Origin of the sequence: Kribbella sp. NPDC000426, assembly GCF_040300265.1 — a bacterium.
Classification (GTDB): Bacteria; Actinomycetota; Actinomycetes; order Propionibacteriales; family Kribbellaceae; genus Kribbella.
Window position 1 is genome coordinate 148,874 of sequence record NZ_JBEPDK010000004.1, and the last position, 23,065, is coordinate 171,938.

General features: G+C 64.2%; 23 protein-coding genes and 1 tRNA gene. 17 read left to right on the forward strand and 7 right to left on the reverse strand.

Annotated features, from left to right (window positions below):
• Positions 1-663 precede the first annotated feature (663 nt).
• The 6 genes from ABT313_RS19905 to ABT313_RS19935 all read left to right on the forward strand — a co-directional run bounded on the left by ABT313_RS19905 (position 664) and on the right by ABT313_RS19935 (position 8,803).
• Positions 664-1,200, forward strand: a complete 537-nt coding sequence (locus ABT313_RS19905; protein ID WP_350855564.1) for a hypothetical protein — start codon at positions 664-666, stop codon at positions 1,198-1,200.
• A gap of 517 nt (positions 1,201-1,717) precedes the next feature.
• A complete protein-coding gene (locus ABT313_RS19910; RefSeq protein WP_350855567.1) occupies positions 1,718-1,969 on the forward strand; it encodes a hypothetical protein in 252 nt (83 codons plus the stop codon).
• A gap of 634 nt (positions 1,970-2,603) precedes the next feature.
• Positions 2,604-3,751 (forward strand): IS3 family transposase gene (locus tag ABT313_RS19915; protein WP_350855570.1). Its coding sequence is split into 2 segments (ribosomal slippage): positions 2,604-2,874 and positions 2,874-3,751, totalling 1,149 coding nucleotides; the frame shifts between segments, so codons are not numbered across the junction.
• Positions 3,752-3,799: 48 nt separating this feature from the next.
• Positions 3,800-4,087, forward strand: coding sequence for a hypothetical protein (locus ABT313_RS19920; RefSeq protein ID WP_350855573.1), 288 nt, complete (start codon positions 3,800-3,802; stop codon positions 4,085-4,087).
• A gap of 772 nt (positions 4,088-4,859) precedes the next feature.
• Positions 4,860-6,938 (forward strand): ATP-dependent nuclease, encoded by a 2,079-nt coding sequence (locus ABT313_RS19930; protein ID WP_350855579.1) that lies wholly within the window; start codon positions 4,860-4,862, stop codon positions 6,936-6,938.
• Positions 6,935-8,803, forward strand: coding sequence for an ATP-dependent helicase (locus tag ABT313_RS19935; RefSeq protein WP_350855580.1), 1,869 nt, complete (start codon positions 6,935-6,937; stop codon positions 8,801-8,803). Before ABT313_RS19930 ends, ABT313_RS19935 begins: the two co-directional genes overlap by 4 nt.
• Before the next feature lie 500 nt (positions 8,804-9,303).
• On the opposite strand, the gene ABT313_RS19940 is transcribed toward ABT313_RS19935, so the two are convergent.
• On the reverse strand, positions 9,304-10,206 hold the full coding sequence (locus ABT313_RS19940) for a hypothetical protein (RefSeq protein ID WP_350855583.1): 903 nt from the start codon (positions 10,204-10,206) through the stop codon (positions 9,304-9,306).
• 821 nt (positions 10,207-11,027) lie between these two features.
• Between ABT313_RS19940 and ABT313_RS19945 the strand changes: the two genes are divergently transcribed.
• The 3 genes from ABT313_RS19945 (at position 11,028) to ABT313_RS44725 (ending at position 12,279) form a co-directional block, all read left to right on the forward strand.
• Complete coding sequence (locus tag ABT313_RS19945) at positions 11,028-11,552, forward strand: GIY-YIG nuclease family protein (RefSeq protein WP_350855586.1); 525 nt, start codon at positions 11,028-11,030, stop codon at positions 11,550-11,552.
• A gap of 69 nt (positions 11,553-11,621) precedes the next feature.
• On the forward strand, positions 11,622-11,849 hold the full coding sequence (locus tag ABT313_RS44720; RefSeq protein WP_502884002.1) for a DUF6994 family protein: 228 nt from the start codon (positions 11,622-11,624) through the stop codon (positions 11,847-11,849).
• Positions 11,743-12,279: a DUF6994 family protein gene (locus ABT313_RS44725; protein WP_502884003.1), complete on the forward strand. Its 537-nt coding sequence runs from the start codon at positions 11,743-11,745 to the stop codon at positions 12,277-12,279. Before ABT313_RS44720 ends, ABT313_RS44725 begins: the two co-directional genes overlap by 107 nt.
• A 631-nt stretch (positions 12,280-12,910) precedes the next feature.
• Here ABT313_RS44725 and ABT313_RS19950 read toward each other — a convergent pair.
• From ABT313_RS19950 to ABT313_RS19970, 5 genes are read right to left on the reverse strand one after another with little or no spacing between them, the layout of a single operon-like run.
• Positions 12,911-14,047, reverse strand: a complete 1,137-nt coding sequence (locus tag ABT313_RS19950; RefSeq protein ID WP_350855589.1) for a methyltransferase domain-containing protein — start codon at positions 14,045-14,047, stop codon at positions 12,911-12,913.
• 4 nt (positions 14,048-14,051) lie between these two features.
• Positions 14,052-14,999: an ATP-grasp ribosomal peptide maturase gene (gene tgmB, locus ABT313_RS19955; protein WP_350855592.1), complete on the reverse strand. Its 948-nt coding sequence runs from the start codon at positions 14,997-14,999 to the stop codon at positions 14,052-14,054.
• Between the two features lie 3 nt (positions 15,000-15,002).
• Entirely contained in the window at positions 15,003-15,233 is a 231-nt protein-coding gene (gene tgmA / locus ABT313_RS19960) for a putative ATP-grasp-modified RiPP (RefSeq protein WP_350855594.1), read from the reverse strand.
• Positions 15,230-15,487, reverse strand: coding sequence for a hypothetical protein (locus tag ABT313_RS19965; protein WP_350855597.1), 258 nt, complete (start codon positions 15,485-15,487; stop codon positions 15,230-15,232). The genes tgmA and ABT313_RS19965 overlap by 4 nt, the downstream gene beginning before the upstream one ends.
• Before the next feature lie 16 nt (positions 15,488-15,503).
• Positions 15,504-15,776 carry a hypothetical protein gene (locus ABT313_RS19970; protein WP_350855599.1) on the reverse strand — a complete coding sequence of 91 codons (273 nt, stop codon included), beginning with the start codon at positions 15,774-15,776 and terminating at the stop codon, positions 15,504-15,506.
• Positions 15,777-15,853: 77 nt separating this feature from the next.
• Between ABT313_RS19970 and ABT313_RS19975 the strand changes: the two genes are divergently transcribed.
• From ABT313_RS19975 to ABT313_RS19985, 3 genes are all read left to right on the forward strand, one after another.
• Complete coding sequence (locus ABT313_RS19975; RefSeq protein ID WP_350855601.1) at positions 15,854-17,176, forward strand: helix-turn-helix transcriptional regulator; 1,323 nt, start codon at positions 15,854-15,856, stop codon at positions 17,174-17,176.
• On the forward strand, positions 17,173-17,730 hold the full coding sequence (locus ABT313_RS19980; protein ID WP_350855603.1) for a GNAT family N-acetyltransferase: 558 nt from the start codon (positions 17,173-17,175) through the stop codon (positions 17,728-17,730). The genes ABT313_RS19975 and ABT313_RS19980 overlap by 4 nt, the downstream gene beginning before the upstream one ends.
• A gap of 294 nt (positions 17,731-18,024) precedes the next feature.
• Entirely contained in the window at positions 18,025-19,791 is a 1,767-nt protein-coding gene (locus tag ABT313_RS19985; protein WP_350855606.1) for a recombinase family protein, read from the forward strand.
• On the opposite strand, the gene ABT313_RS19990 is transcribed toward ABT313_RS19985, so the two are convergent.
• Positions 19,773-19,858, reverse strand: a tRNA-Leu gene (locus tag ABT313_RS19990). The two genes, ABT313_RS19985 and ABT313_RS19990, sit on opposite strands and share 19 nt — an antisense overlap.
• Positions 19,859-20,010: 152 nt before the next feature.
• Between ABT313_RS19990 and ABT313_RS19995 the strand changes: the two genes are divergently transcribed.
• The 5 genes from ABT313_RS19995 (at position 20,011) to ABT313_RS20015 (ending at position 23,046) form a co-directional block, all read left to right on the forward strand.
• On the forward strand, positions 20,011-20,820 hold the full coding sequence (locus ABT313_RS19995) for a maleylpyruvate isomerase family mycothiol-dependent enzyme (protein WP_350855609.1): 810 nt from the start codon (positions 20,011-20,013) through the stop codon (positions 20,818-20,820).
• 9 nt (positions 20,821-20,829) lie between these two features.
• Positions 20,830-21,318 (forward strand): VOC family protein, encoded by a 489-nt coding sequence (locus tag ABT313_RS20000; protein WP_350855612.1) that lies wholly within the window; start codon positions 20,830-20,832, stop codon positions 21,316-21,318.
• 374 nt (positions 21,319-21,692) lie between these two features.
• On the forward strand, positions 21,693-22,103 hold the full coding sequence (locus tag ABT313_RS20005) for a hypothetical protein (RefSeq protein WP_350855615.1): 411 nt from the start codon (positions 21,693-21,695) through the stop codon (positions 22,101-22,103).
• A complete protein-coding gene (locus tag ABT313_RS20010; RefSeq protein ID WP_350855618.1) occupies positions 22,103-22,633 on the forward strand; it encodes a DUF6529 family protein in 531 nt (176 codons plus the stop codon). Before ABT313_RS20005 ends, ABT313_RS20010 begins: the two co-directional genes overlap by 1 nt.
• A complete protein-coding gene (locus ABT313_RS20015; RefSeq protein WP_350855620.1) occupies positions 22,630-23,046 on the forward strand; it encodes a Rieske (2Fe-2S) protein in 417 nt (138 codons plus the stop codon). The genes ABT313_RS20010 and ABT313_RS20015 overlap by 4 nt, the downstream gene beginning before the upstream one ends.
• The last annotated feature ends 19 nt before the right edge of the window (positions 23,047-23,065 follow it).

Below are 23,065 nucleotides of genomic sequence, written 5' to 3' on the forward strand. Positions count from 1 at the left end.
ATCGCCATCTTTTGCGGATCGCGCGAAGAGGTCGGCTTCAGAGGCTCCTGACGTGATTCCCAAACCTGGGAGGTCAAGCGCCAGTAGTACGGCTGCGAGTTCCTCAGCGCCCGCGTCCAGGTTGCGAAGCTCGACTGCAAGCGAACGGACGAGTTCTCTCGCGATATCCCGGGCCGGTCGCGTTCTGGGCTCGGCACGATTCGATCGCTGATCCGGTGTCGCCTGCCGCCGGCTAGCGGTTCCTTTGCCGCCATCCGATCGACTTCGCACTGGTTGTGCGTCCTCGACGACTAGGCGAGCACGAAGTCCGTCAGCAATCGCTCGGGCGCGGTTCTCTTCCAGCAACCGCTGTGGCATGTTCCCTGTCCGTCTGCCACCTCGCACCATTCGCCGCGCGTACATCGCAAGAGCAGCGACCATCAACACTTGCGCACGGGTACCTGCCAATGTTGCCGCCGAATCCAAGCAGCGAATGGTGACCGTCAGCGTCCCGTCCGCATCCTCGCCGGGGTATACGTCCATGCGCTCGAGCAGCGCCACGCCGTCCCGTCGACGGAGCTCAGCCTTGACCCGTTCGAGGTGCCCGCCTGTGGTCGATGCAAGAAATCTGGTCGCGAGGTGAGTGCGCGACTCAGCCAACCATCGCGAACCGATCCTGTCGCGATGCCCGCCGGGCATGCCGACTCCTCGGCCGAACAGGGAGATGAGTACGGGAACGTGCGTACGCAGCAGGTTGCACAGCACTTCTTGCTCTACTGGGGACAGCACCTCGATGGTATGGATGTCGCCGCCCAGCACGCCACCGTACTGCTTGGTACCTACAGCCGTGGGAACCAGCGCGCCGCCCGCGGTCTCGGCCAGTTCTGTCCATCGTTTGAAGGCCTCCGCGAGCGCCGAATACTCTTCATCGCGCGCGGAGCGTGTGCCCAGCCAAGACATCGGCTGGCTGCACACGAGCAAGCCGCGCTGGCCATCAACCTGTGTCACTCGCAGCCTTCCCACAGTAGATGCTCTGGTCATGGCTTCGAGGTCGACTCCGTGTACGACGAAGGCTTTGTCGAACCGCTGCCGCGTTGCCCCGTTCCGGGTCAGGCTCACCAACATATTGACCTCATCGGCGAAAGTGGTGACCTTCGTTACAAGACCGACGAGAAACGACACAAAGCCGCAACCTCGGGCGTCGCCGTCAACGCCGTTTGAATAAAACGATTGAGTAATCGACCGAGTGCCATTCGCAGAGTGTTCGAGTTCCGAGACTGGTTCAGCTCGCTAAGATCTGGCGTCACCAAATTTTGCGTAAGACGCCGGCCGACAAGTTGAGCAGGGCATTCCACCCGCGGGGCCTTCCGCGTATCGTGTGCAAGTCTCAGGGAAGTAGTGCCTGTGGGGGGCGCCGAGCAACGAACGGGCTGGGCCTATGTCATCGAGCAGCGGACACGGTGGAGTAGCTACATGGCTGGCCACGGGCGCAGCCATAGTCACGATCCTCGCCTACTTCAACTTCAGACCCTCAGGCGACACAAACTCCTCCCATGGCCAGCCTGAAACCGCATCCGCGGGACGATCCGCCGTACCGTCAACTCAGGCTTCACCTCGGTCCTCGTCGACACCTGCAGACAAGATCCTCGGTATCACCGCCGAGATACAACCCTTCAACAAGATTGGTCCAAATCGGGCAAGGGCCTGCCCGGAGGCCCTCTATATCTGTGTTCCCCTCATGCCCATCGTGACCGCGACGAGCGGAACGCTCAGCTCGTACGGCTGCTACCTGACGTGGACCCTGTATCGCGTTGGTACCAAGAAGGTGATCGATACCAAGTCTGGTTCGGGTTGCGACTCCATGATCTTCCTGGGACAGAATCGCGCCATACCGGTTGGCCAGTATCGGCTGCACATGAAGGTTGAGACCGATTCGGGACAGGAGGCAACAGGTGTGTACGCCTTCACGGCAGCCGATGTGCCGTGGTGATTCTGCTCGTCAGGGCTGGCCAGGTAATGGCGCGATGCTCTGACTCTCGAGCTGGTTCGTCGGCGGGATTTGACGTTGGAGCGACGCGAGCTGTCCCAGCGGCTGCGCGAGCTCGAAGTCGGAGGTCGTACGCCGACGCAGGGTTCGCGCCTAGCAATACCTCGGCGTACGAGCTGACCGAACGCGCGCTGGAGCGCGTGCTGACCGCGATCAGGCACTGGGGGCGCCGAACTGCTTATGGCCATGCTGGCGGCCGACCTGCTCAGGCCGGTCGGGGTTGGAGCTGGACCCAGGAAGCCTTGCCCGGGCCGAAGGGCATGCCGGATGGGGCCCGCTTCGAGTTGAAGTGGGACGCTTTCTGCACTGAGTTCTGTCAACAGTCGGTGATGCGCAGGCGGGGCTAGTGCCAGAACCGGCTCCAGACGGCGCGCTTTGCCTCAGCGAGGGCGTTGATGACGTCTGGGTCTGTTTAGGCGTTCTCGGTGACGCCGAGCGCCAGGCCGATGTGGCGCCTGTGAACTGGTCCCGGAAAGTTGGACTGGTTAAGTAAGAGGCTATAGAGGGTGGGACTGCCCCCGGTTCGGTTGACTCCTGACCTGTGAGGGCTTCGGTCCTTGCTGGAAGGATGTCTGTCGTGCCGAAAGCTTTTCCTGAGGAGTTCCGTCGTGATGTGGTCGCGGTCGCCCGCAAGGGCGAGGCACCGATCACTCAGATCGCGAAGGACTTCGGGATCTCCCAGTGGTGTCTGACACGTTGGCTGAAACTGGCCGACATCGAAGACGGCAACCGCCCAGACACCACCCCGCAGGAGTCGGACGAGCTGAAGGAATTGAAGAAGCGCAACCGGCAACTGGAGCAGGAGAACGAGATCCTGCGCCGGGCAGCGGCCTACTTCGCTCGTGACATCAACCCAAAATGATCTACCCGCTGGTCCTCGATCTAGCCGCCGACAAGATCCCTGTCGCGGTGACCTGCCGGGTACTCGGCTTCACCAAACAAGCCTTCTACAAATGGCGCGCAAACCCCGTCACACAAAGAGATTACGACGATGCGCATCTGATTGACGCCGCGCGAGACATCCACGCCGACGACCCGGCGTTCGGATACCGGTTCATCGCCGACGAGCTCCAGGCCTTGGGCATCACCGCCGGCGAGAACCGGGTCGCCAGGCTGTGTTCGCAGGAGCGGATCTGGTCGATCCACGCCAAGAAACGCGGCCTGAACCGCAAGGCCGGCCCGCCCGTGCACGACGACCACGTCAAGCGGGTGTTCACCGCGCCCGCGCCGAACCTGGTCTGGCTGACCGACATCACCGAACACGCCACCGCCGAGGACAAGCTGTACTTGTGCGCGATCAAGGACGTCTACTCCAACCGGATCGTCGGCTACTCCATCGACTCACGCATGAAGGCATCGCTGGCCGTCGCCGCGCTGAGGAACGCGGTCGCACTGAGGGCACCGGCTGCCGGGCTGATCGTTCACAGCGACCGCGGCAGCCAGTTCCGGTCCAAGAAGTTCGTCCGGGTCCTCAAAGCTCATCAGCTACGCGGCTCGATGGGTCGTGTCGGAGCCTGCGGCGACAACGCCGCCATGGAATCGTTCTTCGCCCTGCTCCAGAAGAACGTCCTGGACCGGCAACGCTGGACCAGCCGTCACGAACTCAGACTAGCGATCGTGTCCTGGATCGAAACCAGCTACCACCGAAGGCGCCGGCAACGCCGACTCGGCAAACTCACACCCATCGAGTTTGAGACAATCCAACCCGTCGCACTCGCGGCCTGAACCACCACACCCCGCGAGTCAACTGAACTCGGGGCAGTCCCCTTCCTGATGAGCGACCCCGAGATCGCGGCGCGTCGGCAAGCGATTGTCGATTGCGCGGGAGCGAACGATTGTGTGCTCATCGCCCTCTTCATCGATGAGTTGGAGACTGCACCCGAAGAACTACTCAAGGTGCTCGCTGCCGTGATGAAGGTCGACGAAGGCGTGATGATCCTGCCGAACCTCCATCATCTCGCGTCGGTTGGAAATCCGATCGCACTGCGCCAGCACCTCCTCGCCAGCCACATCGATGTCCTTTTGTCGGAGGTTTCCAAGCAGGTGGGGCGGGTGTGCTGAGAGGGGCTCTCCTCCTCAATCGCCCTGCACTCCGCGCCCGTTCCGCCCTCCATCAGAACCTCACCGCGGCATCCCCTCACGGATCACGGTCGAGGATCTGAGACCGGTTCGGTTGGTGCTAACACTTCTCAGCGCCGACCGAACCGGTGCATCTCTCGCGGACCAATCCAGCAAAAGCGGTCACCCGAGCTCCGCCTACGCCGCATCTCGAACACGGATTGCGCGCTGTGTGTCTACATCTGATCCCACCGGCGGTACGGGTTTCGAGCTGCCATCAGGCACGCTTGCGCGCGGCTTAGGGCTTCGCGGAGGGCCGCATTGGCACGCTGAAGTTCGGCGACCTGGTGCTGCAGTCGATCGACTTCCGCGAGTACCACGGTGACGTGTTCAGCCTCGATTGCGTCTGCTGAACGCACGCGTTTTCGGCTGCGCCAGTTGCGAAGCCGGCAGTGATCCGAGCAGAAGCGCTGGTCGGATCTGGACGCGGTGTAGGTGTCGGCACAGTGCTCGCAGACGTGTTGGCGCGCACTCAGATCGCTTCCGAAGGGCGGTGGAAGATCGTCCATATATGCTCAACGTGCGTGCCGCGACAGAGCCGAGTATCCGTTGCAAACGGCGGAAACGCCTCGAGTGCCAGAAGTGTGACCGTGGTGCCTCCGCTGATGCGCTGCACCGCGAGCTACCTGCCACTCTCGCCGGAAAGGGGTGCGCCGCGTGAGCCGACGCAGTACTGTCGGGCGGTTGGCGTGAGTTCTCGTCTGATGGGGTCGCGATGTCGTTGCACATAAGCCGGGTTCGTATCTCGAACTTCCGGAACTTCGACGAACTCGACATCGATCCGTTCCCGGCGCCGGCCGTCATCGTCGGTGAGAACGGCGTCGGCAAGAGCAACTTCCTTTACGCCCTCCGCCTGGTCCTCGATCCGGATCTCCCGGACTCCGCACGCCAGCTGAAGCCAGAGGACATCCACGACGGTGCGAGTGGGTCACACGGTCCGGGCTTGGCGGGTGGCGCCGAGGTACAAATCGAGGTGGAGTTCGGCGGCTTCGACGACGACAAGGAGGCGATCGCTGCCCTGTCGGGCGCGCTGACCGGTCTCACGAAGCCGAGACGAGCGAAGCTGACGTACCGTTTCGCACCACGTGCAGTGCTCGAGACTGACGACGGAGTCCTGAGCGACAGTGCCGGTCAGGAAGGTTACACCCCGAGCGACTACGACTTCCGGGTCATGCGCCGCGACGATCTGGCGACGGACGCAAGTCGGATCCGCCGGCTGGTTAGTCTGCGGGTATTGCCGGCGCTTCGCGACGTGGAGTCGGATCTCAGCCGATGGAATCGGAGCCCGCTGCGAACACTGCTCGAGGACCTCGACCTGGATCCCGCCAAGCTGGCAGCTGCCGCACAGGAGATCGACAAAGCCACGAGCAAGCTGGCGCTTGATCCGGAGGTCGACGACCTCCAGACGCGGCTTGGTGATCGGTTGCAGAAGCTGGTCGGTCCGCGGTTGCCCGTCGAGCCGACGGTCGGTGTCACCTCGAGCCGACCGGAGGTGCTGCTGCGAAACCTTCGACTGTTCGTCGATGCCGCCCGCACCCGCAGCGTGACCGACATCAGCCTCGGGGCTGCGAACGTTCTCTACCTCGGCATGCTGATGGAGGCGTTGGAGGTCCGACGAGCCGCCAGCGAGTTCGTCACCACCATGCTCGGCGTTGAGGAACCAGAAGCTCACCTCCACGTCGGAATCCAGCGACGGCTCTTTCGCCACCTACTCGAGACCGAGCCGGCCCTTCTCCTGACGACGCACAGCCCGCACATTGCGGCCGTAGCGCCGCTGGACTCGTTGTTGTTGCTCCGGACAGTAAAGGGCGAGACGCTGGCGTCGACGACACTCCAGGCCGGACTGGACACTGCAGAGCGCAAAGACATCAGCCGGTACCTCGACGTCAGCCGAGCCGAGTTGCTCTTCGCCCGCGTAGTGCTCCTGGTCGAGGGGACCGCGGAGGTGTTCCTGCTCCCCGCGCTCGCGAAGGCAGCCGGCTTCGACCTCGACGAGCACGGTGTGGCCATCGTCAACGTCGCTGGCACAGACTTCGCCCCGTACATCAAACTGCTCGGTCAAGACGGACTCGGCATCCCGCACGCGGTCCTTACCGACGGCGATCCGCTCCCTGACAAGGAGCGGCGCGAGCAGGGCCTGCTGCGTGCAGCCGACCTGCTGGCGGACGGGGATGACCGTGACGAGGTTGTAGATGGCGTCGAGGAGCTGATCCTCTTGCAGGACCAGGGCTCACAGCTTCCGGCGCTGCGCCTGCGCCGGAAGCTACAGAACCGCTGCGCGCCTGGGCGAGTGTTCGTTGGCGACGACACCTTGGAGATCGACTTGCTTCCGCTCGTCGGCAACGAGTTGGTCATTGCATTCTCCGAGCTCGTGGCCCGGAAGCGTGGCGCGAACATGGCTCGGGACGTTGCCGCGCTGATGACCGACTCCAATGCGAGTTCTCTCTTTGCTCCCGAGCGGGCTGATCTGGTCGCGGCCGCCGATGCGGAGAATCCAGAGAAATCGGGACGTGGAGACCGTGTTGGACGGGTTCTCTCGCGAGTTGAGGATCGGGGCAAAGGACGCACCGCGCAGCGGCTTGCTGACCATGTCGCATCGATTGATCTACAGGATCGCGTTGTCGCTCTTCTCAAGGCTCGTGGAGTGCTGGTCCCGAAGAAGGTGCTCGATGGTGAGGAACCGATCAGCCGCCAGCTGCTGAGGCGGACCGGGAGCGCGAGGGCTGTACTCCGCATCTTGGACTGGGCGAGCCGCGAGGCCAGGCACGTGCCACTCTTCGCCAAGAAGAATTGAAGACTGCGGTGACAGGCAGCGATCCGAGCCAAAAGTTCCGCCTGCCGCGGCTCCTGGCCGATGACATCCAGGAGATGGATCAAGAGCAGCAGGCTGCCGTTATCGCTCCAGGCAACCTCGTCATCATCGCCGGGCCGGGGAGCGGGAAGACCCGCACGCTGGTGGCCCGTGCGGGATACCTGTTGTCGACAACGATCAGTCCGTTCCGCGGCCTGGCGGCCATCACCTACACGAACCAAGCCGCACTCGAGTTGCAGCAGCGCCTCTCCCGCCTCGGCATTCTGCAGCCACGACGTTTGGTCGCCGGCACAGTTCATTCCTTCTGCCTGAGCCAGGTATTGCCGTACGCCGACCTGGTGGATGTCAAGGTTCCACCGGCCGGCGCCCTCATGTCGAAGCAGCAGAGCGACGGGCTCCGCGACGAGTGCGCTGCAGCCGCGCACACGGACAAATGGGCCCTCAAGAAGGTGTTTCCTTCATTGCGACGGCGATTTGCCGCCGGCGAGGATCTCACCGACGAGAACCCGAACCACATGGCTGCTGTCCAGCGCTACGAGCGGGAGTGCGACCGTCTGTCGATCTGGGACTTCGACGGCGTTGTCTTCAAGGCGGTCGCGCTACTGCGCGAGCATCCCGAGGTCAGCTCTGTCGTCCAGGCGAAATTCCCAGTCGTCTTGGTCGACGAATACCAAGACCTCGGCGCGGCTTTGCATCGATTGGTGGAGACGCTCGTCGATGCCGACGTGGAGGTGACCGCCGTCGGGGACGCCGACCAGAGCATGTTTGAGTTCGCCGGCGGCGATCCTCGGTACCTGTACGCATTGAGCGAGCGATGTGACTTCGAGACGATCCCCCTGAAGACGAACTACCGGTGCGGCTCGGCGGTGATCGCCGCGGCCGAGGTGGCGCTGGCGGAATCTCGTGACTGGCGGGCCGACCCAAGTCGGGCTGACCCGGGCACGATCGAAATCCGAACCGCGAGTGGCGACAGCAACGCTCAGGCTCGCGACGTCGTGACCGCAGTCCTCGAATTCCTCGCAGCCGGCGTTCCGGCGCATGAGATCGCTGTCCTGCTCAGATTCCGCGAGCCCCTCGCGCCACTCATCCGCGACGGACTCGCCGCGGCGGATGTGCAGGTCCGGCTCGAGGACACTCCAACCTCACCCCGCAGCCCACTCGGCAAATGGCTGTCCTCCTGTGCCCTCTACGCGATGCAAATAGGGCAATGGGCAGGGACGGCCGCCGTAGTAAGGCCCTCGCCCGACGCCGCAGAGGCGCTCCTCGGTCAACTCGAGAGATTCCGCAGTCAGGCGGGGCATGGACGAAGTGCAGCCCCCTATCTGGAGAGACTTCACGCCCTGCACTCGATCTTGACCGAGTTTTCTGGTGACGCGCCACCGGACCTTCCGACCTGGGCGAGGCAGGTCGTAGAAGATCTGGAGCTCGTCGAGCTAGCTCGGCAACTCGGCGACGAGCGCAACAAGGATGAGATCGAGGCGCTCGTCAACATGCCGGCCGGACAGCCTGTGAGCGACTTCGCCGATGATCTATTGTCCACGGGTCGCGTGACAATCGGGACTTACCACGGAGCCAAGGGACGGACCTTCTCGGCAGTAATCCTTCCTGCGCTGACGGAGGGTGTAGTGCCCGTCTGGGCGCTCGACTACGGACGACCGGTCCCTCCGCCGGCAGCGACCGTTGCTGAGGAACGTCGATACTTCTACGTGGCCCTTACCCGCAGCCGCGGATCGGTGCTGCTCTTCGCCTCGACCGAAGGTGTGGACAACCGAAACAAACCCAGGAAAGACGGGTACTCCCGCTTCGCAAGGGAACTGGCCGGACTCCTCGGCGTACAACTGCCCTGAATCGCGCCATGCCGGCCCTGGCTAGCGGTCATGAGCCTGGCAGATTGGCGCATTCTCGCCCGTGGGGACATCACCAAGTTCGCCCGCCAGTTCGCCGCCCATAATCAGGGTGGCCAAGCCGGTACTCGCGCTCGTGCCCTCGCTCTGCGTCGCCTTCGAGAATGGGATAGCTCCTCGACTGCACGCTAACGGTTCACCGCGCCGATCGTTGACTTGGTGAGCAAAGCGGATGCCCGCATGAGCCGAAGCCTGCAGGCAATGATCTGTTGCTGATCAGCTCCAGGAGGTTGCCCGCTAGGTACTTTACGTAAGCGAAGCGGGCGCCTCCGGACCCGGTGCGGAGACCTCTGTGGCGCCGGCGACGAGCGTGAGAGCGAAGGTTCCGTCGAGGTCGTCGACGGACAGAGCCCCGATGGAAGTATCTCTGCGCTTCGGCCCCGTCGTACGGACCGGTGAACTCTTGGGGCGCCGACCCGCCCGTTCGATTAGCTTGCCGGTCGTCAGATGCCGTGAGCTTGCACGACAGCACCAGTGATAGCGAGGACGGTAGCGACGATGACGCCCGCGGCGAAGTACTTCCAACGATTGGCGTCCCTGCTGATGACACCGAGATCGATCGACGACGCAGCAACCTGCAACTGGAGAAGAACTCGATCGCCGGCGTTGTCGATCGAGTCCACCAACTCAGCTGCCCGATCTGCCGACGCCTCAGCAGCACCAGCCGCTCGCGTCAGCGCCTCGATCCGCCATTCCAAGCCGTCAAGCGTCTCGCCGGCACCGGAGAGAAGCTGAGCATTCCCTTCCAGTCCATCCAGACGTCGGGAGGCTTCCCAGAGAACAGCCACATTGTCCTCGAGGTTCATCAGACGGTAGGAGGATTCCGCCAAGGAGGCGATGGCGTCGTTGTCGAGATAGTGATCGTTGAGTCTCTGCAGGACTGCACGGAGCAGATCCGCCGCTCCTTCGTTGATCCCGTGGACGACTTGAAGAGCCGACTCAAGTTCGGTCCGCACGAGGCGCGTGGACTGCTCGAGCATCTCTTCGAGCCGCTGCTCGGTGAGACGATCCAGTCCATCGACCTTCGAGCGGACCTCACGCTCTGCCGCCGCCTTCCATTTTCGAAGAAGGCCTGCCGGGTAGATCTCCTCGTTAGCCTTGTTGTCGACTTTTCGGTGATGGAGCGTACACAAAAGAATCAGGTTGGCGAACGCGTCGACGTCCACGTCCGTGATCCAGCGCGGCCCGTTGGGTGAGACCGCATGTATGTGGGCAATCTGTACCTTCTTCTCCGGTTCGTCGTCGAAGAAGGTGATGGTTGGCTGATTGCACTCGGGAAAGTAGCACTTCGTGCTGAGCGCGAAGAGCGCGCTTCTGGTCGCTTCGCTGTAGTTCCTCTTCCCCACATTAACCTCATCCGTCGTCGGTGTTGAAGCAGACGGTAGCCGTCCGCCCCGACAGTTTCTGGCGACCTGCCCCGCCGAGGTCCAGGGCTGTCTGTTATCGGACAGTTCGGCTTGTTCACCCACGTACTCGCAGAAGGCTTCGTCGTCCCAATCTGCCTGCACCCACGTCCGCCGTCTGCAGCTCGTCAGAGCGCTGGGCGATTCCTCCGCCGCGACTCAGATTGCGCAGGGCGTAGCTCACGAAGTGATCGGTTCTGGCGAAAAGTTGTCTGTGGCAGCCGTTGAGTCTCGGTGACCTGGGACGGAGGTCCTGGGCCGCGGGATCCAGGACTAGACGGAGGCACCAGGTGAACGCGGATGGGTCGAAGGGCGACGCTCCGGCTCGGGTGGTTGGCTTGGTGGTTCAGTGAGGCGATTGTCGAGAGGCTCGAGGCTACTGCCGATCCGCCAACTGATGTGCGACATGCTAGAACTCTGTCCACGTGTCGGAGCAACGCACGGATCTGCCGAGTTGAGGACGTTCCTGAAGAGCGGTTCGGAGACCTACTTGCGCGATGCTCATCCCTACGGTCGACCCGTGGACGCTCTGATGCTCGGACTCCAAAGACTGTCGACAAAAGACTTCGTGCGGCGGAGACGAAGCAACAGCTCGTCGACGCTTTGTGGTATTCGCGCGGCACGGTCGTGCCGAGTTGAGTGCGACTGAGGCGCTCCTTGAACAAGGTCATGAGTGCCCGGAGCCTGTGACTTCACCTCCGATCGCTTGTGCGTCCAGCGATTTGCAGATCGAATCAATTCCCCGATCAGCGTACGATACGGGGGTGGAGAAGTCGAGGAAGCATCGATCTAAGACGACAGAAATCGGCGTGCGCCTCAAGTGGCGGAGTGTCGGCGATTTTTCGGATCCCTACACGAATCCTGATCTTTCCCACATCGTGTGGTCGCCCGTTCGAGCACCCAGAAAAGCAGGCCTGTATAGGATCATCATCCCACTGGGGACGCATGGCGAGCGGGCAATCTATATAGGCGAAAGCGCTAACATTGCGCGACGCCTTTCTAGTTACGGCGAGGATCATAGCCTGAGGCGCAAGAAGAGCACTGAATCGCGAGTATCCGATCAAATACGTCAAGCCTTGCGGAAAAGACTGTCGGTCTCGGTAGACGCGGCAACTACTGGGTTTGTCTCTATTGGTGGAGCTGAGTTTCCGATTGATATGTTGGATCTCGCCCAGAGGCGGTTCGCCGAAGCTGCAGCGGTGGTGGCCGAGTCGTTGAATGATACGGCCGGGCAGGTGGTCATGATCAATCATGTTTCTGGAGAGTACTTCTGGCTCGATCCTTCATAATAGCTGACCTCGAATTCCCCTCATGTCGAAATGGGTGCGTTCCGCAAACGCAGATCAAATCGGTGAATAATGGCAGCCGTGAGCGCAACCAACGATCCTGACCTCGACTTCGCGTCGTACTACCAGGGCGGCGGCGGCCCGGATCGCGACTGTGAGCGTCTCTATCTGTGGCATCGCGCCCTGTGGAGTCGTGCCGTACCTGGGTGTCGGGCCCTCCGAACTCGAGATCACCTACGACCCCGGATACGCCATTCGACTCCGTGTCGCCGATGGCGCCGAGTTTTGGCTTGGCAGTGACGGCATCATCAGGACTTGGTCGACTCCAGGCTGGACCAACAGGTTCGCTCCTGACCTGGCCGAAGAAATCGCAAGGGACTCGGATGATTTCTACCGGATCGCATCCACCATTGGCGGCTACATCCTCGTCCTGCCTAACCGCGTAGGTCAGACAGGCGGGACCATCAACCAGTCACGCGGGTGGCACCCCGCGATCGCCGATGACAAACATCGACAACCTCGAGCGTGGACACGTCGCCCTCGGGCCATCGATGCTGCGCGCCTGCTCCAAAAGGGTCTCGGCAACCAGCCAGTCATCAAAACCCATTCATCCAACCTCTCCTACGACGGCACAAGCTACCAGGACGAGTGCCAGTGCGCGCGATGCATGGAATGCACTCATCTGCCGCGATCCGTCCCCTTCGGCTGTCGCAGATCGCCTAGCGGATGAGTGTCGCGCATCTGTAGACGGGGACATCCGGGCCTTCCCCTCGGCCAGCGCCAGACACACCGCCCGAGCAGTGGCCCGCGCGACCACCTTCCCGATTGAATTTGGCAACAAATTGCGGCTGATTGTGGGTCGCTCGACGCGCCCTACCAAAGGTCGTGGACGATCTGGGTGACCTCCTTGGTTGTCGGGGATGCGGGATCCGATGCCCCGCCTGCAGCGATCAGACTGTTGCTATAGGCAAATTCCCGCTCCGTCACAGCTCCGTGAGAGGTTGCGAAACGCTCGCAACTGCTGATGATCGATCAGAGCCAGAACTGCAGGTCAGAGGCGATATCCAGAGTTCTGCGCCAAAGCCATGCCACGCTGAAGAAGATCTACACCATCTCCGAGGGGGACTCGGGAGGTAGCCGCCTCAGACAACATTGACCAGTTTGGCGGTCGACGTGCGCCAATGGCGAGACTCGTCGACCGTGGGAAGGTCGCATGTGAAGGACGTCATCGACCGAATCGCGGCATGTCGAAGGAGGTCCCCGGAGTCACTGAGGTTGTCATCAGCGCACCCATCGACCGCTCGCTTCGGAGATCGCGGCTACCGTCGTGGTCGAGGATGAGGCGTGGTGTCGAGACCCGGTCACAGTTCGAGTGTCCAGTTGCCGTCGCTGCTGGTGAGGATGCTCCCGTCGGTGCCCAGTTCGACGGTCATGGTGTGGAGGGGGAAGTGACCTGCGGCTGTCCATTTGGCTTGGACGCGCTCCAAGTCGTCCCATAGGCGGCGCGGGCCGCTCTGATGGACCGTCTTGGATTCGCTGTCGGCGCGGGCCCAGGATCCGTCGGCTGCTAGGAGCCACAGGAGTTGGGTGCCGTCTTCGCGGGTTGCGGAGCGGTTCTCGATGTCGGGGGTGTCGAGTTCGTACAGGCAGCGCAGTTCCCAGTCTTCCCACAGGTCGGGCAGGGGGCCGGCCACTGGGCGGGTGTCGGTGCCTGGCTGGTCGCGGGCGTCGTCGTACACGTGGTCGAGGCGAGCTGGGTAGTCCGTGTCGCGGCGGGTGCGCATGAAGGTGGCCGGATCGGGTTGGACGCGGCCACGGACGACTCCGTCTGCGTGTTTCTCGGCGTTGATGAGGAGTGAGGTGCCGGTGATGGTGGTGACGATCTTTCCGCCAGGTCGGAGCGCGTCGAGCCATGCCCGCGGGATGGGTCGGACAGAGACGGTTGCGATGATGCGGTCATAGTCGGTGTCCGGTAGCGAGCCGGTGGCATCGGCGACCTCGAGGTGTGGTGTTCGGCCGAAGTCGGCGAGGCGTTCGCGGGCGGCGTCGACGAGGTAGGCGTCTACATCGATGCTGGTCACCTGCGTGTCGCCGAGGCGACGGGCGAGGAGGGCGGCGGAATAGCCGGAGCCAGTGCCGACGTCCAGCACACGGTTCTGCTCGTCGGGGTCGAGCAGGTGGAGCATGCGCACGATCAAGCCGGGCAGCGTCGAGGACGAGGTCGGGAGACCCGTCGGACGATCGGACAAGTCAGCAGCGTCCGCGTGAAAGGAGCCCACACGGGTCACCAGCGTCTCGTCGGCGTAGATCTCTGCCCACTGATGGTTCGGCTGCGGCGTTCGGAGTCCCCAGGCGAACGGATAGCTGTCGGGAATCGGCTCCCACCACCTCGGCACGAGTTGGTGCCGAGGTGTGGAGCCGACCGAGTCGTGCCACTCCGGTGCCGTTGCGGTTACCTGGTCGGCGAGCTTGCGGGCGGCGTCGGTCCAGTCAGTCACGGAGTCAATCGTCCTTTCCTTGGAGGGCGTCGGCCATTGCCTCGATCATCGGTACGCCGGCCTTGACCGCGAGCCAGTGCCATTGGCCGTTGGGGTTCACTTCGAAGAACACCCATCGGCCGTCCGGGGTCACGGCGAAGTCGATCGCCCCGAAGAACAAGCCCAACTCGTCCATCAGCAGCCGGACACCCTTCTCGACGTCAACCGGAAGCTCGATCGGGCCGTAGGTGAGGGATGGGTAGTCCGTTCTCCAGTCCAGTCTGGCAGCCGCGCTTCCGGCGTGGATCGCGACCGGGAACATCCGCTGCCCGATCACGGTCAGGCGTACTTCGCATTGCTTGCGGACTCGCTCTTGAAACAGATGCGCAGTGCCGGTGAGGCTCGCGTCGATCTCATCGGCGCGCAGCACCGTGGTCGGCAGGTATCGATGACGGCGTTCCGCGGTGAGCACGCCGCCGCTGAGGCCTTTGTAGATGACCTCGTCGGCGCCGATGAACTCCCGTGCATGAGCTGGATCTGAGGTGATGATCGTCTTCGGTACGTCGAGGCCTGCGCGCGCCGCGACGGCCAGTTGCACTGGCTTGTAGTTGGCGGCCGAGTCCTTGGCCGGATGATTGATCCATCGAACCGGAAGCGATCCCAGTACGCCGAGAACTCCGACGCGCGCCTCAGATACTGCGAATGCCCGGGCTTCGTCCGGCCAGGTGCTCGGCACAGCGAATTCGGCGGGGCGTCGCCACCACACGGCGCTGACCGCGCTGAGGTCAACCGACCGGTCACCGGTCAGGTGCCCGTTCCAGCCTTGCGTCCCGAGTGTGGCGGTGACGCGGGACGACTGCGGGAAGTCGGAGGTGTCGTACCGGACGACCGACGCATTTCGCCGGGTCAGCTCGTCGATGACGGCGTCGGCGGTGAGGTCGTCGCGACCGGTCAGCACCAGGACTGTGTCCATGGGTCAGTAGTTGTCGGTCGAAGTGTCCGATCCTGGCCGCTGGCCGTCGGGGATCGGTGTCTCGGTGTTGGTCTCCGGCAGGGCCGCGGCGATTGCGTGGTACGGGTTGCCGGTCGCGGATACGTTCAATTGGAGGTTGCCGCTGTAGGTCATCGGCAGTTCCATCGGCGTGGTGTCCGGCCCGGACGCCAGGTGACGGACGCCGAAGGGAACTGCGCTCATCTCGTTGCTCATGGTGAATCTCCAATGTCGGTGAGGGTTTGGAACGGCCGGCCCAGGACGGACTCGCTATCTCGTCCCGCGCCGGCCGGCTTCTGGGTTGCGGCGTAGGCGATCCGCTGACACCGCAGGTGTCGGCCCGGCAGACCGCGGATCCGAAGGGTGATGACGAGCGCGTACTGCTCCGCCAGTGCAGTCGGGGCGACGTGCTCCTCGATCAGGTAGTCGCCCAGCCACAGCTGCACGCGCCAGAGTTCCTGCTCGGCCATCGAACTCGCGGGCCGCTCAGGCCGGGCGGTCGGCGTCGAGCCACCGCACGACGGTGGAACCGTTGTGGCCGTGTACTGCAAGCAGGGCGTCGAGGCCGTAGTCCCAGACGACGGTGGTAGCCCACTTTCCGCGCCACCGCAGCGCCACGGTCCCGTCCGACCACTCGACTCCTTCCGCCACGTCGCCGGTGCCGCTGACTCCGCTGACATCGACGGCGCGACGGAGGACGAACCGGCGTGGTGCCGTGACCCTCCTGGCTGAGTGTTCGAGCTGTGCATCGATGTTCATTGGAGTTCCCCTTCGAGGTCCTTGGTCTCCATCCAAGGACCTCTGACTGCGGAACGTAAGGAAGAAGTTGCTGCCTGTTGCTCGGCGCCAACCGGAAATTTCCGGCAGAACGCTGTCGGCTGGTGACTGGCCGTACATATTGTTGGGGTATGGATGGAAACCAGGTCCTGAAGGCGCGGATGGCCGAGGTCGGCCTGACCCAGGCCGAGTTGGCCGAGGCGGTCAACGCCGACCTTCGGCGCGCTGGCTACGGAGGCACCGTCAGCGATCGAACGGTGCGGAACTGGCTGACTGGGAAGACTCGCTGGCCACATCACCGCCAGCGCGACGCACTCTCCGCAGTCTTCGGCTGTCCGATCACGGATCTCGGATTCGTCGCTCCGGCCGAGCCGGGGCCCGTCCCGAGGCGGCGGTTCATCGGTACGTCCGCGGCGACAGTCATGGTCGCCGCTGGGGCGTCGACGCATCGCGCTGCCCGTTCTCGGGTCGGTGCTGGTGACGTCGAGCGGCTGTTGTCCAAGTTCGCGTTGATCGTTGCGAGCGATCACCAGTACGGCGGAAAGCTCACCATCGAGACGCAAGCGTCCGCGCTCGCCGGTGAAGCCCTCGCGCTGCAGGCGCGGGGGACTGCGAGTCAGCGCATTCGAAGTGCGCTCTACGGATGCGCGGCCTCGTTCACGTCGAGTGCAATGTGGGCCGCGATCGACGGGCGCCGGTTCGACACCGCGCAACGACACTTCGATCGAGCAGCGGGCCTGGCCACGATGTCAGGCGATCCAGCGATCCAGTTCAGGATCTGGTCACACGCCGGCAGCCTGTATCGTCACATGGCGCGGCCGGTCGACGCATTGGCTGCGAACGATGTCGCGCGTCGGCTGCCGGTTGCGAGGCGAGATCCGATGTTCGCGTCACTCGGCCACGCAAGACATGCGGCGATCCTGGGGCAGACCGGCGATCACCGTGCAGTACGCCAGGCCATTGTTCATGCCGAGGATGCCCTGGTCAGATCTGAACCCGGTGACGAGCGTCCGCTCTGGCTGACCGCGTTCTACGACCAAGCCGAGTTAGAGAATCTTGCCCTAGCGGGCTACATAGCGCTCGGGGACTATGAGATGGCCGAGGGCCACGCGCATCGGAGCCTCGCTCTTCTGCGGCCCGGCATGCGTCGTACTCGATCGATCACGACCGCGCGACTGGCCAAAGCACAGCTCGGCCAAGGCGATCTGGAGGAAGCGGTCGCCACCGCGATGTCGATCCCGATCGAGCCGACCGGTGTACATCCGCGCATCAACTCGATGCTCCAAGACTTCGGCAGCACACTGCAGATAGCTGCACCATCGAGCGACCCGGCAACCGCCTGGGATCAATACGCACATGACTCACTGAGGAAGTTTCTGTGACCCCTGACGGTATTGCGCTGCGCCACTCCACCGTGATCGACGATGTGTGGAGCACGATGATCGAGGTGTATGCCGACGTGCGCGCGGATCAGCTTCATCTGCCGAACTACTCAGTCGAGCGCTTCGGGGAACAGCTCGCGCGGCATGCGTCAGATCCCAGGTGGGAAGTTGTCATCGGCTACGACGCGGACGAGCCGGTGGGGTTTGCGTACGCGAACTCCCTCACGCCCGATGATCGCTGGTGGCGCCGGATGACCACCCCGCTGCCCGACGGCTGCACGGAGACGTCGACGGTGGCGGTGAAGGAGATCATGCTGCGCAAGCCGTGGCGGGGTCAGGGGATCGCGCTGCTGATCCATGACGAGTTGCTCCGCAATCGTCCCGAGGCGCAGGTGTCGTTGTTGGTCAACGCCTTGAACGGCGATGGGAAGGTCAAGGCGCTGTACGAATCCTGGGGCTACGAGCCGATCAGCACACAGCAACCGTCCGTCGACGGGCCGATCCTGACCGCAATGCTCCGGCCAACGCGTCCAGCAACGCGGTCGGCCGGTTGAGTCGACACATGCGGCGAAGCCGTAGACGTTGGGCAGCGTTGCGAATCGTTGCTTACTCGATCGGCTGTGCGGCGTATTCGCTCGCCGGAAGTCTGCGTGGCTGATGCGTTGAGTAGGTATGGAGAAGCCAGATGCAGGCCGCGTGGGTGAGGATCCGCAGATTCAGGTGAGGATGCCGGGCAGGCTGCCGGCGCTGTATCCGCAGGCCGCCCGCGTGGTGCGGCGGATAGTTGTGCGACTGGCGCGGGCAAGGCGCGGCACCGACGATGTGTCTCGGCCGGGGGAGAGGGCGTCATGAGCGGCGACAGCGTAGATCCGTGGGCGACCCTGGATGATCTGCTGGGCACCGAGGCGCTGCCCGACCACCCGACGGGCACCGGCATTGGGCGGCTGGCGTTCTACGGAAGGTGCTCGACCGAGGACAATCAGGATCCGAAGACGTCCAAGGCATGGCAGCTGGGAGAGGCAAACCGGTTCGTCGAGCCGCTTGGTGGCCTGGTTGTGGAGGAGTTCTTTGACATCGGGCAGTCGCGTTCGTTGCCGTGGGAACGACGGGACGAGGCCAATCGTGCGTTGCAGGCCTTGAAGAATCCCAACCGCGGGTGGGATGGACTGGTTGTCGGTGAAGCGACTCGCTGTTGGTTCGGCAACCAGTTCAGCCTGACGTGGCCGAAGTTCGACCGGTACGGCGTATCTCTCTGGATCCCGAGCCTCGGCGGACGGTTCGACGCCGAGAACACGGTGCACGACATGGCGATGACGATCACGGGCGGCCTGTCGAAGTCAGAACGTCAGCACGTGCAACGTCGCGTTCGAGCCGCGATGGCAGCTCAGGTGCTGATCGACGGCAAGCATCAGGGCGGGCGTGCGCCGTACGGCTATCAAGTTGTCGACGCAGGTCCGCACCCGAATCCGCGGAAGGCGCAGGAGGGCTACCGGCTACGAGTCCTCGCCGTCGACGAGGTCGCGGCTCCGGTCGTCGAACGGATCTTCGCGCTGTACCTCGAGGGAGTGGGGCACAAGGGCATCGCCCAGTTGCTGAATGTCGAGCACATCCCTTGCCCGGCAGCCCATACTCCTCATCAGAACCGGCATCGTGCAGGCGACGGCTGGCAGGGCTCTACGGTCAGAGCGATCCTGTGCAATCCGAGGTATACCGGCTATGCGATCTACGGCAGGTGGCAGAAGGTCGAGGAGCTGCTCGACCCGGATGATGTCGCGGCGGGCCACGTTGTCAGGTACAGGCGTTCGCCGGCCTCGAAGATCGTTCGATCACGCGAGCCTGCCCATCCGGCGATCGTGTCGGTTGAGGCGTTCACGCGAGTGCAGTTCGAGATGTCCGCGCGGGCCGGGGCAAGCATGTCCGAGCGGGCGCGAGCAACAAGGACCCGCGTCGCGTCGTCGCACACCTACGTGCTGCGTAGACGGATCCAGTGCACGATCTGCGGGCGACGGATGGAGGGCTCGCACCGATCACACGCGACGTTCTACCGCTGCCGAGCCCGAAGCCTCGCTCCCGGGTCACCCGCGCTGCAGGATCATCCGCCGAACGTCTATCTGCGCGAGGACCATCTGACCGGCAAGATCAACGCGTGGATCGCGCGGTTGTTCGACCCGGCTCATGTCGACAGCACTGTCGAGGCGCTGGCCGACGCCGACGAACTGGCCGACAGGATTGAGACCCAAGCGCAATCATTCCGGCGCCGTATCGCGGCCGCAGAGTCGACGATGGAGCGCCTGCGGCGGGCGATCGAGGTGGGCTGGGATCCGGAGACACTCACCGAGCAATACAACGCGGCAGCGGCCGACAAGCGAGCTGCGGAATCTGGACTGAAGGCCGTCGATCCAGTGCCTCAACTGACGGCAAACGACATCCGCATCCTGGTGACGCAGCTCGGTGACATGGCCAAGGCGCTGGATCGCGCGGACCGCGAGGATCTGGCCGAGCTGTACGAAGCCTTGGGCCTGGCGATCGCCTACGACCACAGACTGCAGGTAGCGGAAGTGTCGATAACTCCCGCCCTGCGTGGGGTTAAGACGTGTGTCCGAGGGGGGACTTGAACCCCCACGCCCCGCGAAGGGCACTAGCACCTCAAGCTAGCGCGTCTGCCTATTCCGCCACCCGGACGAGTGGTCTGCACCGGGGTGCGGTGCCGACCGGAGAACAGTAGCAAACTCCAGGGGTGGAATTCACATCGGGCGGTCGGGGTGGTGACGGGCGGGTCGGGGCGGCGTAGTTTGAAATTCAAGGAAGGGGTCCTGGGGCGGAGGAGGTGCGTCGTGGACGCGTGGAACGGGATGGCCTTCGAGGGCAAGGGGACGATGCTTCGGGTGGTTCGGGAGGAGGCGGAGCTGTTCTTCGGGATGGTCGACTCGGACGACGTGTGGCAGGCGCCGACCGGGGCCGGGCACTGGCAGGTGCGGGACGTGGTGGCGCATCTCACGGACACCACCGAGGCGTACTTCGTTGCGTTCGACGCCGCCCGCTCGCACGCCGAAGTGCCGGCGGCGTACGGGCTGCCGGGGATGGCCGAGCGGGTGGACAACCAGGCGCTGGCGCTGCGCGACGTACCCCGGGAGGAGCTGGTCGAGCGGCTCCGGACCGACTTCGACAAGGTGATGGGGATCTTCGACGCGCTCGGGCCGGACGAGTGGGCGGGGCTGACCGTCCCGCACTTCTACATGGGTCCGCTGCCGGCGTTCTTCTTCCCGGCGTTCCAGTTGATGGACTACGGCGTCCATTCCTGGGACATCCGGCAGGGGACGGGCCGCGCGCACGGGCTGTCGGGCGCGGCGGCCGACCTGCTGGTCCCGTTCATGTTCGTGCTCTGGAAGTACACGACCGGGGCCAAGGATCCGTGCGAACTCGGCATCCGGATCACCAGCGGACGGAACGCCGGCGACACGCGTGTGACGGTCGGGCCGGACGGGATGGACTACGCGGCCGGTGACGTGAGCGGGCTGCCGGCGGTCATCGAGTTCGACCCGGGGAGCTTCGTGCTGACCGCGTTCGGCCGGAGCAACGCCGGTACGATCCGTGGCGACCGGGCTGTTGCGGACCGGTACCTGAACCTGTTCTTCCGGATCTGAGGGGATCGCATGACCGACATCGACCTGTCTGCCATCGAAGCCGAGCGGGACCGGATCAGGACGGAGTACCTGAAGGCCGGCGCGAAGTCGTCCGCGCGGGGGCTGCATCACACGGCGTTGCTGTGTGCTGACGTCGAGCGGACGGTGAAGTTCTACCAGGACGTGCTCGGGTTCCCGTTGACCGAGATGGTCGGGAACCGGGACTACGAGGGCTCGACGCACTTCTTCTTCGACATCGGCAACGGGAACCTGCTGGCGTTCTTCGACTTCCCCGGCCTGGATCTCGGGCCGTACGCCGAGGTGCTCGGCGGCCTGCACCACATGGCGATCTCGGTGGAGCCGGCGCAGTGGGAGCAGCTCAAGCAGAGCCTGACCGCGCACGAGGTCGAGTTCCAGGAGGAGAGCGGTACGTCGATCTACTTCCGCGACCCAGACGGCGCGCGGATCGAGTTGATCTCGGATCCGCTCGGCGAGATGTACGGGCTGAAAGTCCTCTGAACCGGCTCGGCCGCCGAGCCGTTGACCAGGCGAAGGGTCGGCGGGATCCTCGTCTCGGGGTGAGACCGGCGTCGGGCTGAGTCTTGGGGTGGTGGGGCGGCGATGGGGCAGCGAAGTCCGTTGGTGACGTTGGCGGTGACGGCCGTCGGGCTGGCCGGGTTCCTGGTGGTCAACAGCACCCAGACCGGGAACCCGACTCCCGCGAGCAGTCCCCCCGCGGTGACGCCGGCCGCCCAAGGCACCGTCACGCCGACGGCACCCGAGAAAACTACGCCGCCACCCGAGAAACGACGCCGCCACCCGCGCCCGCCACTACAGCCGTCGCCAAACCCCCAGCCGTCTATGCGGGTCGGACCAACGAACGCCAAACCTCGTTGGCGATCGCCACGAAGGGCGATCGAGCCGCGGCGTACGTCTGCGACGGCCGCAGCCTGGAAGCCTGGCTGGCCGGCACCTACACCAACGGCCGGCTCCTGCTCCGCTCCAAGACCGGCGAGCGCCTGACCGCGATCATCACGACCAATACCGCCACCGGCACGTTCACACTCAGCGGCCGCACGCTGCGGTTCTCGATCGCCAAGGCCGGCCCGCCCGCAGGCCTGTACCGCGCGAAGAACTCCACCAGCACGATCGGCTGGATCGTCCTGCCCGACGGCAAGCAGGTCGGTGTGGACGACGACGGTACGCCGGCACCCGCTCCGCTGCTCGACACCACCACCCGCGCCGCGACCGTGAACGGCGTACCCGTGACCGCGCAGGCAGTCGTCGGAGATGAGACGTTCTGATGAGCACAACACAGGTTCACAAAGCGACCACGATCGCCGTCCCGCTGGCGCTCGGCGCCGCGGTGGCCGTCGCCCTCGGTGTCTACGGCCGCCTCCACGAGCCTACCGGCGTCGCGATCAACCTCTCCGGCTTCTCGAGCTTCCAATCCGTCAAAACCTGGCTCGCCACACTCGCGGCGATCCTGGGCCTGGTCCAGGTGGTCAGCGCCTACCTCCTGTACCACGGCCGCCCCAAGGTCGCGCCGCTCCACCGCTGGTCCGGCCGTGTGGCCGTCGTCGTCACGCTCCCCGTGGTCGCGCACTGTCTCTATGCACTCGGCTTCCAGTACGGCGAACCGCGCGTGCTGATCCACTCGTTGCTCGGCTGCTTCTTCTACGGCGCGTTCGTCGCGAAGATGCTCGTCCTGAGCCGGACCGACACCCCCAAGTGGCTCCTGCCGGTCGTCGGCGGGGCCTTGTTCACCGCGCTGATCGGCCTCTGGCTGACGTCGGCGCTGTGGTTCTTCACGACGTTCGGAGTGATCCGATGACGCACCCACCAGGCCGTCGCGCAGTGCTGGCCGTCGTACTCGGAGCGACGGCCGCCGGCTGCTCGAAGTACGGCGAACCCTCGAACCCGCCGCCGCAGAACGCGCAGAGCCAGACCGCGCCCGCGAACGCCGTACTCGGGAAGACCGAGGAGATCCCGGTCGGCGAGGGCAAGATCTTCGACCAGAACCAGGTCGTCGTCACGCAGCCGGTGAAGGGTACGTTCAAGGCGTTCAGCTCGACCTGCACGCATCAGGGCTGCCAGGTCACGACTGTTGCCAACGGCACCATCGACTGCCCGTGCCACGGCAGCAAGTACTCCGTGAAGGACGGCTCCGTGGTGGCCGGACCGGCGCCGCGTCCGCTGCCGCCGAAGGAGATCACGATCTCCGGGGACTCGATCACGCTGGTCTGACCGACCTCGGGATGCCTCC

Excerpts from the sequence above, each read along its gene's own strand:
- ABT313_RS19905 (WP_350855564.1), top strand. The coding sequence starts at position 664 with ATGCCCGCCGGGCATGCCGACTCCTCGGCCGAACAGGGAGATGAGTAC.
- ABT313_RS19910 (WP_350855567.1), top strand. The coding sequence starts at position 1,718 with ATGCCCATCGTGACCGCGACGAGCGGAACGCTCAGCTCGTACGGCTGC.
- ABT313_RS19920 (WP_350855573.1), top strand. The coding sequence starts at position 3,800 with ATGAGCGACCCCGAGATCGCGGCGCGTCGGCAAGCGATTGTCGATTGC.
- ABT313_RS19930 (WP_350855579.1), top strand. The coding sequence starts at position 4,860 with ATGTCGTTGCACATAAGCCGGGTTCGTATCTCGAACTTCCGGAACTTC.
- ABT313_RS44720 (WP_502884002.1), top strand. The coding sequence starts at position 11,622 with ATGGCAGCCGTGAGCGCAACCAACGATCCTGACCTCGACTTCGCGTCG.
- tgmB (WP_350855592.1), bottom strand. The coding sequence starts at position 14,999 with ATGGACACAGTCCTGGTGCTGACCGGTCGCGACGACCTCACCGCCGAC.
- tgmA (WP_350855594.1), bottom strand. The coding sequence starts at position 15,233 with ATGAGCAACGAGATGAGCGCAGTTCCCTTCGGCGTCCGTCACCTGGCG.
- ABT313_RS19965 (WP_350855597.1), bottom strand. The coding sequence starts at position 15,487 with ATGGCCGAGCAGGAACTCTGGCGCGTGCAGCTGTGGCTGGGCGACTAC.
- ABT313_RS19970 (WP_350855599.1), bottom strand. The coding sequence starts at position 15,776 with ATGAACATCGATGCACAGCTCGAACACTCAGCCAGGAGGGTCACGGCA.
- ABT313_RS19985 (WP_350855606.1), top strand. The coding sequence starts at position 18,025 with ATGAGCGGCGACAGCGTAGATCCGTGGGCGACCCTGGATGATCTGCTG.
- ABT313_RS20000 (WP_350855612.1), top strand. The coding sequence starts at position 20,830 with ATGACCGACATCGACCTGTCTGCCATCGAAGCCGAGCGGGACCGGATC.
- ABT313_RS20010 (WP_350855618.1), top strand. The coding sequence starts at position 22,103 with ATGAGCACAACACAGGTTCACAAAGCGACCACGATCGCCGTCCCGCTG.
- ABT313_RS20015 (WP_350855620.1), top strand. The coding sequence starts at position 22,630 with ATGACGCACCCACCAGGCCGTCGCGCAGTGCTGGCCGTCGTACTCGGA.